Origin of the sequence: Yersinia rochesterensis (genome assembly GCF_003600645.1) — a bacterium.
Lineage (GTDB): Bacteria > Pseudomonadota > Gammaproteobacteria > Enterobacterales > Enterobacteriaceae > Yersinia > Yersinia rochesterensis.
In genome coordinates, this window is record NZ_CP032482.1 from 2,331,333 (window position 1) to 2,346,152 (window position 14,820).

Here is a 14,820-nt window from a genome sequence, read left to right on the forward strand (position 1 = left end):
GATGAAAATATTAATTTATGACTACAAAATTGTTATTAGCATGAACATTCTATTATCCCCACCTCTGTGCTCGTGAGTGTCGCGTTTAAATTCTGTATGTTCTAAATTTCCAAAACATGCATTTACCATGGGATTGGTTCCTAATCTCATCATCCAGCTACGCGCCCATTGTATTACTGGCCTTCTGGTAAACACCGTGGGGAATGGCCCATCATTAGCTGTTGATCGTGTTTGTACAAATCTGGCATTGTGAAAGATAGATTCACTGCGTATCGTCCCCCGATAGATATAATAAGCTGTTTGAGAGGCTATCTGCTCTGGTTCAATTCTGTTATGCGCCATCCACTCTGATAAGTAGGGTGTATAGCGTAATATTCTCGATATTTCGTGATGTTGACCATGGTCATAGCCCCGTAATAAAAACTCTAATGTAGTGCCTGCGCTATACATATTTTCGGTTGCCCGAATTTGATAAATGTAAACTTGTGCATTAACATCACCCTGCGCATTCATACCACGTAAAATTCGCTCAGCATAATGATAGGCAAAATTGCGATTAGATGTCGTCGAAATAAAAGAACTACTGACGCTCCCGCCACCATGCTGATGACAACTTCTGCCAGTGAGATGTTCAACAATATTATTGTTATTACCCGCCGCACTAAAACCATTATTGAATACATCGTCTAAATCACGCGTATCAACTCGCCAGACAATATCCGGTGGTTTAGCCTTGCTATTAGGCATTATCAGAGTACTCATTAAATATAATACGATAAATTTAACTAATATCATTCACAACCTCTCATGAAATATATTAATATCTAATTCTCAATCAGATGAAATATAAATAGACATAAAATGATCAAGAAAAATATATCTCAAAATCACGGTATTTTATAAACCAAAATTCCTTGATATATACATAAAACATATAAATACCAAGGTGGATTGTTGGGATTGATACTTGTTATCAATATATAAGGGAGTCATAGGTAAAAAAAAAGCCAGCACCCGAGCTGGCTTAAAAAACACTGGAAGCAATGTGAGCAATGTCGTGCTTTTCTGTCAAAAGCCTGAAACTTTAGGCCTTGTCCCGAAGAGCAAAGCGATGATAATGGTTATCAATAGCACTTGCAAACACTTTGTTGAGAATTTTTCTCATTACCATACTGATTATGATGAGATTATGCGCGACCTCAGAATAAAATATCTCTCCGCCTAACGATAGACATCCATGATTTCCCAATGAATAAACCATCATTTACTGTTTATTGCTGCAACAAGCAGCAGACGGCGCAGTTGTTTTGCTCAATGGATTGGGGGGAGTGTCAGATTACGGTACAATGAGAGTATTGCTTACTGACTGCGAAGCGTTTATGCGTGCTTTATTTATTTGGATGCTGTCGATTTGGATGCTGTCGCTGGCTTGCCTTGCGACCCCAGCACTGGCGCAACCTACCCCGGCCGCCGCCCCCACTCAACCACTGCCGGATATCCGCCAGCGTGGATTTGTCTATTGTGTCAGTGGGATACTGAATACTTTCAACCCACAGATGGCCAGTAGCGGATTAACCGTCGACACTCTCGCGGCGCAGCTTTATGACCGTTTGCTGGATGTCGACCCTTATACTTACCGGTTAATTCCTGAATTAGCAGAGCGCTGGCAAGTGCTGGATAACGGCGCGACCTACCGTTTTCATTTGCGTAAAGATGTTCCTTTCCAGACCACTGATTGGTTTACTCCCACGCGAAAAATGAATGCTGATGACGTCGTTTTCAGTTTTCAGCGAGTATTTGATCCAAAGCATCCTTATCATGATGTCAACGGTGGTGAATATCCCTACTTTGATAGTTTGCAATTTGCTGACGCGGTACAAAGTGTCCAAAAGCTTGATGACTATACGGTTGAATTTAAACTGAAAGCCCCCGATGCGTCCTTTCTTTGGCATCTGGCGACCCATTATGCGCCAGTGCTTTCAGCTGAATATGCTGATGTCTTAGCCCAAAAGGGCCGACAAGAACAAATTGACCGCGAACCAGTCGGCACTGGCCCTTTCTTGTTAAACGAATATCGGTCTGGGCAATATATCCGCTTGTCCCGTAACAGTGACTATTGGAAAGGTTTGCCGCGCATGCCGCAGGTCGTCATTGACTTGGGCGTAGGAGGAACCGGTCGGTTATCCAAATTATTGACCGGCGAATGTGATGTATTGGCCTATCCAGCCGCGAGCCAGTTATCTATTTTACGCGATGATCCCCGCCTGCGCCTGACGCTACGCCCAGGAATGAACGTCGCCTATTTGGCCTTTAATACCCGCAAACCGCCGCTAAATGACCAACGCGTCCGGCAAGCCATAGCTTTATCAATCAACAACCAAAGATTGATGCAATCAATCTATTACGGTACAGCTGAAACCGCAGCGTCCATTTTACCTCGAGCATCCTGGGCTTATGATAATCAGGCTCAAGTAACTGAATATAATCCAGAAAAAGCCAAAGAAATTCTCAAAGAACTGGGCATTACTAAACTGCAACTCAACTTATGGGTGCCGACGGCATCGCAGTCCTATAACCCCAGCCCGTTAAAAACAGCCGAGTTAATACAGGCCGATTTAGCGCAAGTCGGGATTACGGTGAATATCGTGCCAGTCGAAGGCCGCTTCCAGGAAGCTCGCCTGATGGAGATGAACCACGACCTAACACTCTCTGGCTGGTCAACCGACAGTAATGACCCGGACAGTTTCTTCCGCCCATTATTAAGCTGTGCAGCAATTCGTTCGCAAACAAACTATGCTCACTGGTGTGACCCTGAATTTGATGAATTACTGCAAAAAGCCTTACGTTCCCAGCAATTATCGGCACGTATTGAATATTATCAGCAGGCCCAGCGTATTCTGGAGCAACAGCTGCCATTGTTACCCTTGGCGTCATCCTTACGGTTGCAAGCATACCGATATGATATTAAAGGTTTAGTGTTAAGCCCGTTTGGTAATTCTTCTTTTGCCGGTGTGTTTCGCGAAAGTCAATCTCGCGGAAGTCAGAGCGACGAGGGTAAAAAGCCATGATAATCTTTACGTTACGGCGCTTATTGCTGCTGGTGATAACGTTGTTTATGTTGTCATTAGTCAGTTTTAGTCTGAGCTATTTTACCCCTCACGGCCCGTTAAGCGGCGCATCGCTATTGGATGCTTACCAGTTCTATTTCAGCAGCTTGTTCCAGTGGGATTTTGGTGTTTCCAGCATTAATGGTCAGCCGATCAGTGAGCAATTACGCGAAGCTTTCCCCGCCACCATGGAACTCTGTGTTTTAGCTTTTACTCTGGCCCTGTTTGTCGGCATTCCGCTGGGAATTATTGCCGGGGTGATGCGCGGCAAATTTGCTGATATTGCCATTAGCTCAATTGCGCTTCTTGGTTTCTCTATTCCGGTGTTTTGGCTTGCGCTGTTATTGATGCTGTTCTTTTCACTGCATTTGGGCTGGCTGCCAGTCTCTGGGCGGTTTGATCTCTTGTATCAAGTCAAACCCGTCACCGGGCTGGCCTTGGTCGATGCCTGGTTATCAACCTCGCCCTATCGTAAAGAGATGATGCTCAGTGCGCTTGAGCACATGATTTTGCCCATCACGGCTTTAGCCGTGGCCCCCACCACAGAAGTTATCCGCTTAATGCGCACCAGCACCGATGATGTTATCGGGCAAAACTACATTAAGGCGGCGGCCACCCGCGGTTTATCCCGCTTCACCATTATTCACCGACATGTCCTGCACAATGCGTTGCCCCCCATCATTCCGAAATTGGGCTTGCAGTTCTCAACCATGCTGACATTGGCGATGATAACCGAAGTGGTTTTTAACTGGCCGGGGCTAGGCCGCTGGCTTATCAACGCCATTCGTCAACAAGATTACGCCGCTATCTCCGCAGGAGTGATGGTAGTCGGCTCGTTGGTTATCGTTGTTAATGTGCTATCGGATATTCTGGGCGCGATGATGACGCCGTTAAAGCATAAGGAATGGTATGCCCTTCGATAATGTCTACCGCGAGAAGAAAATGCCCAGCCCGCTGTTGTATACCTGGCGGCTTTTCTATGCTGATGGCCTGGCGATGGTGGGGTTTTACGGTGTCCTGGGGTTGTTGGCCCTGTGTCTGTTGGGCAGCACTCTGGCCCCTTATGCCCTCGACCAACAGTTTTTGGGCTACCAATTACTGCCGCCCTCCTGGTCACGTTACGGTAATGTCTCTTTCTTTCTGGGCACTGATGATTTAGGGCGCGATATTTTAAGCCGCTTATTGGCCGGTGCGGCATCGACTTACGGCTCCGCGCTGCTGGTGACGGTGGCGGCAGCCCTGTGTGGCGTGGTGTTGGGGGTTTTTGCGGGCATCACCCATGGTTTTCGTTCGGCGATTCTTAATCACGTGCTGGATACATTGCTCTCTATTCCATCACTGTTGCTGGCCATCATTGTGGTGGCCTTTGTCGGCCCCAGTTTAGAGCACGCGATGTTCGCCGTCTGGCTGGCACTGTTACCCCGCATGGTGCGCACCATTTATAGCGCCGTGCATGATGAACTGGATAAAGAATATGTGATTGCCGCTCGTCTGGACGGCGCTTCCACCCCGCATATCTTGGCCTACGCCATTTTTCCTAATATTGCATCGGTGTTAGTCACTGAATTTACCCGGGCGTTATCGATGGCGATTTTAGATATTGCGGCATTGGGTTTTCTCGATTTGGGCGCACAATTACCCTCACCGGAATGGGGCGCGATGCTCGGGGACTCGCTGGATTTAGTCTATGTCGCCCCGTGGACAGTAATGCTGCCCGGCGGAGCCATTTTGGTCAGTGTGTTGTTGGTTAACCTATTAGGTGATGGTATGCGCCGGGCGATTAATGCGGGTGTTGAATAATATGGAGTCGAATAATGCCGTTACTTGATATTCGCAACCTCACGATTGAGTTTATGACCGCTGAAGGAATGGTGAAAGCCGTTGACCGCATCAGTATTACCCTGACTGAGGGTGAGGTTCGCGGGCTGGTCGGCGAGTCAGGGTCAGGTAAGAGTTTGATTGCTAAAGCCATCTGTGGAGTGAGCAAAGACAATTGGCGCATTACCGCTGACCGCTTTCGTTTTGATGACATTGATTTATTGCAATTGACTCCGCGTGAGCGCCGCAAGGTGATCGGCCATAATATTTCGATGATTTTTCAGGAACCGCAATCTTGTCTAGACCCATCCGAAAGTATTGGTCAGCAATTGGTGCAAGCTATCCCCGGCTGGACATACAAAGGCCGCTGGTGGCAACGATTTCATTGGCGCAAACGTCGGGCCATCGAGCTACTGCACCGGGTGGGGATTAAAGACCATAAAGATATTATGCACAGTTATCCTTATGAGTTAACAGAAGGCGAATGCCAAAAAGTGATGATTGCTATCGCGCTGGCCAATCAGCCCCGCTTGTTGATTGCCGATGAGCCGACCAATGCGATGGAACCGACCACTCAAGCGCAAATTTTCCGCCTGCTGGCGCGACTTAATCAAAATAACAACACCACGATTTTGCTGATAAGCCATGATTTACAGATGATGAGTAAATGGGCCACTCGGGTTAATGTGCTGTATTGCGGTCAGACTGTAGAAAGTGCAGTTTGCGAAGATCTGTTGGCTACCCCGCACCATCCTTATACTCAAGCGCTAATCCGCGCCATGCCCGACTTTGGTCGCGCTCTGCCACATAAAAGTCGGCTGAATACTTTGCCGGGAGCCATTCCGTCGCTGGAACATTTGCCGATTGGCTGCCGTCTGGGGCCGCGTTGCCCTTATGCACAGAAAACCTGCATTGAAACACCGCGCTTGCGCTTGGTGAAAAACCACGCCTTTGCCTGCCACTTCCCCTTAAATCTGGAGGAGCAATAATGGCCGAGACGTTGCTCGAAGTCCGAAATCTGAGCAAAACTTTCCGTTATCGTACCGGATTATTTCGCCGTCAACATGTCGAGGCGGTTAAATCGGTCAGTTTTACCTTGCGCGAAGGCCAGACTCTGGCGGTGATTGGTGAAAATGGCTCGGGTAAATCCACCTTGGCGAAAATGCTGTCGGGCATGATTGAGCCGACCGACGGTGAATTGCTGATTGATGACCATCGTCTGGTGTATGGCGATTATGCTTATCGCAGCCAGCGTATCCGGATGATTTTCCAAGACCCCAGCACCTCATTGAACCCCCGTCAGCGTATTGGTCAATTGCTGGATGCGCCGCTGAAACTGAATACCGATTTAGATGCCGCGGCACGCGAACAGCGCATTTACCAGACGTTACGCCAAGTGGGGCTGTTGCCGGATCATGCTAATTATTATCCTCATATGTTAGCCTCCGGCCAAAAGCAGCGGATCGCACTGGCGCGGGCCTTGATCCTGCAACCTAAAGTGATTGTTGCCGATGAAGCTTTGGCCTCGTTGGATATGTCCATGCGCTCACAGATTATTAATCTGATGTTGGAATTACAGGAAAAACACGGCATATCCTATATTTATGTAACCCAGCACTTGGGCATGATGAAACATATCAGTGACCAGGTGATTGTGATGCATGAAGGGGCGGTGGTGGAGCGCGGCAGCACCGCCGAAGTGCTGGCAGCGCCCTTGCATGACTTGACCAAACGATTGATTTCCAGTCATTTTGGTGAAGCGCTCACCGCAGATGCTTGGCGGCGGGATACCGCGAACTTCTGACTGACTCACTGCTGACCATGAGCGCCAACTCGGTTTTGGCGATATTGAATCTGACTCCGCGATCTCTTGATCGCGGTTTTTTTATACTCCTAAGCTGCCCTTTACCCGGTTACTGGCTAACGTAATAACATTTTTGTTATATATAATAATATGTTATTACTTTTGGTTATTGATTATGGTTTAACGTTATTTTATCTCGCAAACCCAATCGGTAATGATATCCACTGTGTTCATTCTATAAAACAACAGGATATTTCGCCGATGCTGAACCCCCGCTTCTGCCATAACGCCCAACCAGATACCCCGCGACTCGCCCTGTTCATCATTCATCCGCACCCGTCGCAAGGGGCTGCGGCGTGTCACCTACATTTTTTAACTTTGGCGTGTTGCTGCCCTTAACTTGGAGGTCACTATGGTGCAATTTAGACGGCAAGATAATGCTCATTGGTATCATGAAACTCAGCGCAGTGGCCGGGCTATTAGCGCGCAAATTACCGACGAAAATGACACGGCACATAGCGGTAACATCAGCAATCCCTATCATGGTGAAAACCTCATTGAACAAGGTGTCTTCCTGCTCGGCTTAGCCAACGATATCCCCACCCCTTTAGGTGATATCTTACAACACCATGCCGCAATTTTATCTGCTTCAGATGCCATGTATCAGGCGCTTTTCCCTCCGGTTGTGGCGTTAGACCCCGAAAATACCTTTTCTCTGTATGACCGGTTAAGTAGCGCCTTGACTGTTGCTCAGGTTACCGGAGTCCAACGATTATGCAGCCACTATGCCGCCCGCCTCACCCCACTTTCCAGCCCGGATGCCTCGCGGGAAAGTAATATACGGCTCACACAAATCACCCAGTATGCACGCCAACTCGCCAGCCAGCCGACCTTGATTGACCGGCATGCGCTGCAACAGTTAGCAGAGGTGGGGCTGACAAATGCAGATATTATTGTTTTATCGCAGATAATTGGTTTTATCGGTTTTCAGGCCAGAGTTGTCGCCGGTTTTTCTGCTCAAGCGGGTTATCCGACCGTCATGCTGCCCGGTTTCCCGCGGATGGAGGATGCCCCCTCAAGCCCATTACCCGAAAGTCAGCCACAATGGCAAGGTTGGTTGTCCTCACTGGCGGAAAATGAGTCTATTACCGCAGAAGAATCACCGGTTGATGTCGAGGTCACACTCAACCAACTGCTCGCATACCATCAAGAGAGTTTGTCAGCCTATAACGCGATTACCGCGCAGTTAGATAACCCAGCGCGAGTTCCCTTTTCACCGACCAGCGAATCTGACTGGCAGGAATTAGTCTCGCTGGTCAGTGCCCGAATCAACGGCAGCCTCTATTGCCAAACCCGGCATCAGCATAATTTGCAACAACTGCCCGGAAATAACTCATTATTAACCGCGCTACAGATGGGGATTAATTCGGCTTTGATTGACAGTGCATTAGCCGCCCAGCCCAATAAACAAATGACTCATCAGCTTATCTCTGTTACGGCCGAGCTGACCCGCGCCCCGGAGCGCTTTAGCCACCAGCATATTAGCCCGTTGCTGGCCTTGGGTCTCAGTGATAAACAGCTACTCAGTATTATTTTTTGTATTGCCTCGGCGGGCTGGGCCAACCGCCTACGCCATACACTGGGGCAAACTGTTTGACTCAAGCCCCGTTGCTACCATTATTCTCGGTGGATAATGAGCCATTCTTGGGCAACATCAAAGAAGTGCTGGGCCAGCGGTGTCACCCGCCCTGGCTCAGCTACCGCCACCGCAGCATGGCGGTTCATCTTAGGAATATCCACCGACCTGCGCTGTAACGCTGGGGACATTTCTTCCAGCAAACTGCCTTGCGGGAATAAACCACAGCCCAAGCCGACAAAAATCCCTTGTAGCAATTGGAAGATAGAGGTGCTTTCCAGCCGAATATGTAATGACAGCTCTGCATCGCGAAAATTATTATCCAGATAGCGGCGGAAATAGCGGCTCGGCTCCGCCAAACAAAGTGGCAATGCGGCTACCTGGGAAAGTGTTAGCGGCTCAGTGCCAATCAATTCAGGGAAATGTTCCGGGTGGAATAGCAACTCAACCCCACCATCAATGAGCGGTTGAGCTTGAAAATGCAGTTCATTCAAAGTGCTCAGTTCGAAAAAACCGATTCCCACATCAACCGAGTGCCCCGTCAGGGCTTCCAGCAGTTGATCAGCACTTAACACTGAGACCCGATAGTCCAGATGGGGGTAGCGCTCACTGGCACTTTTCAGCAATTGCGCCAATGAAATGCTGCATTGCGGCACTATACCAATCCGTAGCGTGCCATTCAGACCGTGCTTAAGTGATTCCACCTCCAGCTTTAATCCTTGATAGACAGAGACAATTTCTCTCGCCCAGGCTAAAACTCGCTCACCTTCAGCAGTAAATCCTTCAAAATTATTGCCACGGTTTATCAGTGGCACACCCAGCTCCCGCTCCAGATTTTTCAAGCGCATTGACAAAGTTGGCTGGCTGACAAAGCTGGCTTCTGCTGCACGACCAAAGTGCCGTTCGCGCTCCAAATTACACAGATAGATAAGCTGTTTGATATCCATACAAAATCTCAGATTTTCATGATTCGATGCAGTATACCATCGTGCTTCCATCCGGTGTTTTGCCGCACTGCCGTTTTTTAGACCAAAAATTTACATAACTCTGGGATCCAGCACTCAGTTTGCTGCTCGACTCAAGAACTTGCCTGATTAACATTTAACCTAATTTTGGATAATTTCAGACTTTTCATTATAAGCACAATATTGATTTGACTATTCACATACATTTAACGATATGAACCATGAAATGGGTAAATAGCAGAATATATGCCTGAATAAAATCAGTTCAGCTTTTAATCAAAACAAAAAATCGCCAAAGAGCTAAAACATAAACGTTAATTCTGCATAACATTTGCAACATAGCTGCATCGCGCTGACTGGGATAAATGTAACAGAACATTGCAAAACCCTTGTCTCGTTGACAAAGATAGTGAACATTAACCGCCGCTAAACATCTTATAACAACGCAAAAGGATGCCATCTCGCGCATTCACTTTTGTCTTTTCTGTCATTTATATCTATGTCAGGTAGTGAAAACAGGGGTTTCCGTGTCAACAGCAAACAACCATCAACAACCAAAAGATAGCCAACAGCCACCAAACGGCAGTCAACCCGAAATCAGTTTGAATGCTTTCAAGCAACCGAAAGCGTTTTATCTGATCTTCTCTATAGAACTTTGGGAACGTTTTGGTTATTACGGCCTGCAAGGGATCATGGCCGTTTATCTGGTAAAAATGCTCGGGATGAGCGAAGCCGATTCGATAACCTTATTCTCCTCTTTCAGCGCCCTGGTCTATGGCTTCGTTGCCATTGGTGGTTGGTTAGGGGATAAAGTTCTCGGTGCGAAACGCGTTATCGTGCTGGGTGCGCTGGTGCTGGCGGTGGGGTATTCCATGATAGCCTACTCCGGCCATGATATTTTCTGGGTCTATCTGGGCATGGCAACCATTGCTGTTGGTAATGGTTTATTCAAAGCCAACCCATCCTCCTTGCTGTCAACCTGCTATAACAAAGACGACCCGCGTTTGGACGGTGCATTCACCATGTACTATATGTCCATTAACATAGGTTCGTTCTTCTCTATGATGGCAACCCCATGGTTGGCAGTGAAATATGGCTGGAGCGTCGCATTTTCACTGAGTGTTATTGGGATGCTAATCACTCTGGTGAACTTCTGGTTCTGCCGTAAATGGGTGAAAAATCAAGGTTCTAAACCTGACTTCGCGCCGTTGCAATTTAAAAAGCTGCTGATGGTACTGGTCGGCGTGGTAGCGCTGATTGCGCTGTCCAGTTGGCTGCTGCATAACCAAATAGTTGCCCGCTGGGCGCTGGCGCTGGTGTCTCTCGGCATCATCTGTATTTTTGCCAAAGAGACATTTTCACTGCACGGCATCGCGCGCCGTAGAATGATTGTGGCATTCCTGTTGATGCTGGAAGCGGTGGTGTTCTTTGTGTTGTACAGCCAAATGCCAACATCACTGAATTTCTTCGCCATTCATAACGTTGAACACTCCATCTTGGGGATTAACTTCGAGCCGGAACAATTTCAAGCTTTGAACCCATTCTGGATTATGGTTGCCAGCCCAATACTGGCCGCAATCTATAACAAAATGGGCGATAGCCTGCCCATGCCGCACAAATTTGCCTTCGGCATGGTGCTCTGCTCCGCCGCCTTCCTGGTACTGCCATGGGGCGCAAGCTTAGCTAACGAACACGGTATTGTCTCTGTCAATTGGTTAATCCTCAGCTATGCATTGCAAAGTATTGGTGAACTGATGATTTCTGGCCTGGGTCTGGCAATGGTGGCGCAATTAGTGCCGCAGCGCCTTATGGGCTTCATCATGGGGTCATGGTTCCTGACCACCGCGGCTGCCGCGATGATCGCCGGTAAAGTTGCCGCATTGACCGCTGTGCCAAGTGATATCACTGACGCCCATGCATCACTGGCCATCTATAGCCATGTGTTTATGCAGATTGGTATTGTAACTGCTATCATCGCGGTTCTGATGATGCTGACTGCACCAAAATTATATCGCATGACATTAGCACCGAGTGACAGCAACAAAGCACCGTCCGCCACAGCCGTTTAATCTGCTGGTTGGTTAAAAGCGCTCCTTCGGGAGCGTTTTTTTGTTTAACATCCGCGGGCGGTCAGTTATTTGACCATACCGCCAACTGATAGCCGTCTGGATCGGTAAAGTGGAAACGCCGCCCACCGGGGAAAGCAAATACCGGAATAACAATCTTGGCACCCGCCTGTTCCAGACGTTTTTGCGTCTGTGCTAAATCATCAGCATAGAGAATGACAAGTGGCCCACCATTGGGCTTAACCTCGCCCAAAGTAAAACCCCCGGTCAATCGACCATCAGTAAATTCACAATAGCTCGGCCCGTAATCCGTAAACCGCCACTGAAAAACCGCCCCGTAGAAGTCTTTCGAACGGGCAATATCACTGACAGCAAACTCTATATTATCGATTCGATTATCATTTCCCTGAATACTCATAGCGGCTCCGGTAATTAACGCATTAATTAATGTCACGGTTTAATCTTAAACATTTACTCAATTGATATCTCCATTATCACCACAGCCAATGTGAATAACGCCCCTCTTTTGTACAAAAAATAAACTACACTTTAAAGTGTTCCAGGTGCATTAACCCCGAGAAGCTTACTGTAGTCGGTGATAATGAGGTGATTTATGATCAACCATGTTTGGGGACTTATGACCCATCCCGGTCAGGAATTACAGCAAATCAAACGTGAGGGCGAAAGCGTACGCCACATGTATGCTCATCACATTCTCCTGATGGCGGCTATCCCGGTGATTTGCGCATTTATCGGCACCACGCAAGTCGGTTGGAGCTTTGGTGACGGCCAGAGCATAAAACTAACCCCGCTAACCGCGCTCTATTCTGCTGTGATTTTCTATGTGCTGATTCTGGCCGCCGTGGCACTGATGGGCCGGGTCATTTACTGGATGGCCCGCCGTTATGAAAGCCGACCGAGTTGGCAAAATTGTACTCTGTTCGCTGGATATGCCGCCACACCGATGTTTTTGGCGGGTGTAGTTGCCCTCTACCCAATCATCTGGTTGTGCTTATTGGTCGGGGTGATTGCACTTTGTTATGCCGGTTATCTGATGTATCTGGGGATCCCCACTTTCCTGAACATTGACCGGCAAGAAGGTTTTATTTTCTCCGGCTCGACCTTTGCCATCGGGGTGCTGGTGTTAGAGTTACTTCTGGGCCTCACTGTCTTATTGTGGGGTTATGGTTCGCGCCTGCTGTAATCATTGATAGCGGCAATAACTGATGACAGTAACAACTGAATTCTGTGACACTGTCACTGGTGGCAACGCGTCGCTCTCCAGGCAATGTCTCAGTGAACAGCCCTTAAATGGTTTTTTTTAAAGTCGCTAACAGGCTTTTATGGTGATTAATGTCGCCTGGATCGCAATCTCTTACATCCCCGCACAGAATAAGGTTGTACACTGTGTGTGACTGATGCAAACAAGGCAAAAAAAATGAAAAAGCTGACATTAAAAGAAATGACCGAAAGTGAGCAACGCGATGTCAAAACGCAACTCGATAAAGCCAGGATAAATTTAGGAAGGGCACTAACCAATTCAGAACAAAATAAAGTCAAAGACGAAGCAATAGAAAAAATCATGAACGCCCGAGAACAAATCGCCAAGTTAACCCGCGTAGAAAGAAAAACCAAAAAAACAGCACCAAGCACAACCACCTTTAGCTGGTCAGCCTCTATCAGCACACGTCCACCACGGTAACAACTCGTCCACTGACAGAAAATAACTGTCATGGATGGCCTACAGTGGCGGAAATTCACTGCTGTAGGTCAATTTCTTACTTCCCGCATAATTATATTACATTGTACTAGCTGCATTTTTTACCTCCCTGCCTTAGGATTAATAGAAGCTTTTATCTTTCAGTTCGCTATTAAGGAGTCTGTGATGAAATTGTTCTATAAACCCGGTGCCTGTTCTTTGTCCCCCCATATTGTATTACGTGAAGCGGGGCTAGATTTCAGTATTGAAAGCGTCGATCTGGCGACTAAAAAAACTGAAACGGGTGAAGACTATTTGCGCATCAATCCAAAAGGACAAGTTCCTGCTCTGTTACTGGATGACGGAAGCCTACTCACCGAAGGTGTGGCTATCGTGCAATATCTGGCAGACATCGTGCCCGATCGTCAGCTAATTGCACCATCAGGCACCCTTTCTCGCTATCACGCCATTGAGTGGTTAAATTTCGTGGCGACTGAATTACATAAAGGCTTCAGCCCACTGTTTAACCCGAAAACACCCGATGAATATAAAGCGATTGCTCGTGAGCGGCTGGATAAACAATTCAGCTACGTCGATAGCGAATTAGCAAAACATGATTATCTGTTAGGCTCAAAATTCAGTGTAGCCGACGCCTATCTATTTACGGTCACCCGTTGGGCGAATGCACTGAAGCTTGATATTAAGCAGCGCAGCCATTTAGACAAATATATGGCGCGGGTAGCTGGCCGCCCGGCAGTAAAAGAAGCCTTGGCAGCAGAAAAGATATAAAGAAATAAGTCATTAGCGGGATTAAAGTGCCCCTGATTAAGGGGCACTTTAGCAACAGATTATAATTTCGTCGCCGTGAATTGGCAGCCAGGATTAACAATCGCATCCTGCGCCGCAACCACCTGAAGTTCATACTCACCCATCTCCTGAGTTTTCAGCATCACTTCATAGACTGCGGCAGTCACATGCTCAAGCGCTTTATCCAATGGTTCGCCTTTGAGCAAATTGACCAGCAATAATCCGCTCGTCAAATCACCCACACCGACTGGCTGGCGTGTACCAAAATCCACCAGCGGGCGGCTAATGTGCCAGGCATCATCAGCGGTCACTAATAACATTTCAAAACAGTCCAGGTTATAGCCGGCGCGGCTCAAATGCTTGACCAAAACAACTTTCGGCCCTTTAACACAAAGGTCACGGGCGACCTTAACAGCTTGTTCGACATTTTCGACTCGCGCACCACTGAGTTGCTCCAGTTCGAGCAGATTAGGCGCAATAATGTCGCTGGCAGGTAATGCCTCTTGGCAGAAAAACTCTGCTACACCCGGTGCGACAATACAGCCTTTTTCAGGATGTCCCATGACCGGGTCACAAAAATACCAGGCATTAGGATTGGCCTGCTTGACGCGCGCAACGGCCGCCAAGATATGGCCGCCTTGTTCCGGTGAACCAATGTAACCACTCAATACGGCATCACAATCTTTCAGCCGATCAATATCGGCAATACCTTGAACAATTTCAGTCAGATGGCTGGCTGGCATGACACATCCCGTCCAGTGACCATATTGAGTATGATTCGAAAACTGGACAGTATTCAGAGGCCAGACATTAACACCCATCCGGCGCATAGGAAACTCAGCCGCACTATTACCCGCATGGCCGAAAACAACATGAGACTGAATTGAAAGTATATTTTTCATTGGTACGGCCTAAAGT

The 14,820-nt window shown here is 47.8% G+C and carries 15 protein-coding genes; 10 read left to right on the forward strand and 5 right to left on the reverse strand.

Going from position 1 to position 14,820, the window contains the following annotated elements; translation table 11 throughout:
- Positions 1-21: 21 nt before the first annotated feature.
- Positions 22-747, reverse strand: coding sequence for a putative AB5 enterotoxin ADP-ribosylating subunit YtxA (ytxA, locus tag DXZ79_RS10895; RefSeq protein ID WP_244942280.1), 726 nt, complete (start codon positions 745-747; stop codon positions 22-24).
- Between the two features lie 632 nt (positions 748-1,379).
- On the opposite strand from ytxA, the gene sapA reads away from it, so the two are divergent.
- The 5 genes from sapA to sapF are packed head-to-tail and all read left to right on the forward strand — an operon-like array spanning position 1,380 to position 6,729.
- Positions 1,380-3,068: an ABC transporter substrate-binding protein SapA gene (gene sapA / locus DXZ79_RS10905; protein ID WP_038632703.1), complete on the forward strand. Its 1,689-nt coding sequence runs from the start codon at positions 1,380-1,382 to the stop codon at positions 3,066-3,068.
- Positions 3,065-4,030: a putrescine export ABC transporter permease SapB gene (gene sapB, locus DXZ79_RS10910; RefSeq protein WP_038632701.1), complete on the forward strand. Its 966-nt coding sequence runs from the start codon at positions 3,065-3,067 to the stop codon at positions 4,028-4,030. The genes sapA and sapB overlap by 4 nt, the downstream gene beginning before the upstream one ends.
- On the forward strand, positions 4,017-4,907 hold the full coding sequence (gene sapC, locus DXZ79_RS10915) for a putrescine export ABC transporter permease SapC (protein WP_038632699.1): 891 nt from the start codon (positions 4,017-4,019) through the stop codon (positions 4,905-4,907). Before sapB ends, sapC begins: the two co-directional genes overlap by 14 nt.
- A 14-nt stretch (positions 4,908-4,921) precedes the next feature.
- Entirely contained in the window at positions 4,922-5,914 is a 993-nt protein-coding gene (gene sapD, locus DXZ79_RS10920; RefSeq protein ID WP_038632697.1) for a putrescine export ABC transporter ATP-binding protein SapD, read from the forward strand.
- The gene (gene sapF / locus DXZ79_RS10925; RefSeq protein WP_120011271.1) at positions 5,914-6,729 is read left to right on the forward strand and encodes a putrescine export ABC transporter ATP-binding protein SapF; all 816 of its coding nucleotides are present in this window, start codon (positions 5,914-5,916) and stop codon (positions 6,727-6,729) included. Before sapD ends, sapF begins: the two co-directional genes overlap by 1 nt.
- Before the next feature lie 186 nt (positions 6,730-6,915).
- Here sapF and DXZ79_RS20665 read toward each other — a convergent pair whose 3' ends face one another.
- Positions 6,916-7,059 carry a hypothetical protein gene (locus DXZ79_RS20665; protein WP_155409527.1) on the reverse strand — a complete coding sequence of 48 codons (144 nt, stop codon included), beginning with the start codon at positions 7,057-7,059 and terminating at the stop codon, positions 6,916-6,918.
- Positions 7,060-7,141: 82 nt separating this feature from the next.
- Between DXZ79_RS20665 and DXZ79_RS10935 the strand changes: the two genes are divergently transcribed.
- Complete coding sequence (locus DXZ79_RS10935; protein ID WP_038632693.1) at positions 7,142-8,386, forward strand: CMD domain-containing protein; 1,245 nt, start codon at positions 7,142-7,144, stop codon at positions 8,384-8,386.
- Between the two features lie 20 nt (positions 8,387-8,406).
- Here DXZ79_RS10935 and DXZ79_RS10940 read toward each other — a convergent pair whose 3' ends face one another.
- Positions 8,407-9,312 (reverse strand): LysR family transcriptional regulator, encoded by a 906-nt coding sequence (locus DXZ79_RS10940; protein ID WP_120011272.1) that lies wholly within the window; start codon positions 9,310-9,312, stop codon positions 8,407-8,409.
- A 545-nt stretch (positions 9,313-9,857) separates the two neighbouring features.
- Between DXZ79_RS10940 and dtpA the strand changes: the two genes are divergently transcribed.
- Positions 9,858-11,399, forward strand: a complete 1,542-nt coding sequence (dtpA, locus tag DXZ79_RS10945; protein ID WP_038632689.1) for a dipeptide/tripeptide permease DtpA — start codon at positions 9,858-9,860, stop codon at positions 11,397-11,399.
- 61 nt (positions 11,400-11,460) lie between these two features.
- On the opposite strand, the gene DXZ79_RS10950 is transcribed toward dtpA, so the two are convergent.
- Positions 11,461-11,814, reverse strand: coding sequence for a VOC family protein (locus tag DXZ79_RS10950; RefSeq protein ID WP_050291686.1), 354 nt, complete (start codon positions 11,812-11,814; stop codon positions 11,461-11,463).
- Positions 11,815-12,009: 195 nt separating this feature from the next.
- Between DXZ79_RS10950 and DXZ79_RS10955 the strand changes: the two genes are divergently transcribed.
- The 3 genes from DXZ79_RS10955 to gstA all read left to right on the forward strand — a co-directional run bounded on the left by DXZ79_RS10955 (position 12,010) and on the right by gstA (position 13,884).
- Positions 12,010-12,600 (forward strand): Yip1 family protein, encoded by a 591-nt coding sequence (locus DXZ79_RS10955; RefSeq protein ID WP_072082674.1) that lies wholly within the window; start codon positions 12,010-12,012, stop codon positions 12,598-12,600.
- Between the two features lie 234 nt (positions 12,601-12,834).
- Positions 12,835-13,098: a YjbD family protein gene (locus DXZ79_RS10960; RefSeq protein ID WP_004706625.1), complete on the forward strand. Its 264-nt coding sequence runs from the start codon at positions 12,835-12,837 to the stop codon at positions 13,096-13,098.
- Positions 13,099-13,281: 183 nt separating this feature from the next.
- Entirely contained in the window at positions 13,282-13,884 is a 603-nt protein-coding gene (gene gstA, locus DXZ79_RS10965; protein ID WP_038632685.1) for a glutathione transferase GstA, read from the forward strand.
- Between the two features lie 59 nt (positions 13,885-13,943).
- On the opposite strand, the gene pdxY is transcribed toward gstA, so the two are convergent.
- Positions 13,944-14,804 carry a pyridoxal kinase PdxY gene (pdxY, locus tag DXZ79_RS10970; RefSeq protein WP_038632683.1) on the reverse strand — a complete coding sequence of 287 codons (861 nt, stop codon included), beginning with the start codon at positions 14,802-14,804 and terminating at the stop codon, positions 13,944-13,946.
- Between the last annotated feature and the right edge of the window lie 16 nt (positions 14,805-14,820).

Bases quoted from the DNA above. Each gene is read 5' to 3' on its own strand.
- sapD (WP_038632697.1), top strand. From the start codon at position 4,922: ATGCCGTTACTTGATATTCGCAACCTCACGATTGAGTTTATGACCGCT.
- sapA (WP_038632703.1), top strand. From the start codon at position 1,380: ATGCGTGCTTTATTTATTTGGATGCTGTCGATTTGGATGCTGTCGCTG.
- gstA (WP_038632685.1), top strand. From the start codon at position 13,282: ATGAAATTGTTCTATAAACCCGGTGCCTGTTCTTTGTCCCCCCATATT.
- DXZ79_RS10955 (WP_072082674.1), top strand. From the start codon at position 12,010: ATGATCAACCATGTTTGGGGACTTATGACCCATCCCGGTCAGGAATTA.
- DXZ79_RS10935 (WP_038632693.1), top strand. From the start codon at position 7,142: ATGGTGCAATTTAGACGGCAAGATAATGCTCATTGGTATCATGAAACT.
- sapF (WP_120011271.1), top strand. From the start codon at position 5,914: ATGGCCGAGACGTTGCTCGAAGTCCGAAATCTGAGCAAAACTTTCCGT.
- sapC (WP_038632699.1), top strand. From the start codon at position 4,017: ATGCCCTTCGATAATGTCTACCGCGAGAAGAAAATGCCCAGCCCGCTG.
- DXZ79_RS20665 (WP_155409527.1), bottom strand. From the start codon at position 7,059: ATGAATGATGAACAGGGCGAGTCGCGGGGTATCTGGTTGGGCGTTATG.
- sapB (WP_038632701.1), top strand. From the start codon at position 3,065: ATGATAATCTTTACGTTACGGCGCTTATTGCTGCTGGTGATAACGTTG.
- ytxA (WP_244942280.1), bottom strand. From the start codon at position 747: ATGCCTAATAGCAAGGCTAAACCACCGGATATTGTCTGGCGAGTTGAT.
- DXZ79_RS10950 (WP_050291686.1), bottom strand. From the start codon at position 11,814: ATGAGTATTCAGGGAAATGATAATCGAATCGATAATATAGAGTTTGCT.
- DXZ79_RS10960 (WP_004706625.1), top strand. From the start codon at position 12,835: ATGAAAAAGCTGACATTAAAAGAAATGACCGAAAGTGAGCAACGCGAT.
- DXZ79_RS10940 (WP_120011272.1), bottom strand. From the start codon at position 9,312: ATGGATATCAAACAGCTTATCTATCTGTGTAATTTGGAGCGCGAACGG.
- pdxY (WP_038632683.1), bottom strand. From the start codon at position 14,804: ATGAAAAATATACTTTCAATTCAGTCTCATGTTGTTTTCGGCCATGCG.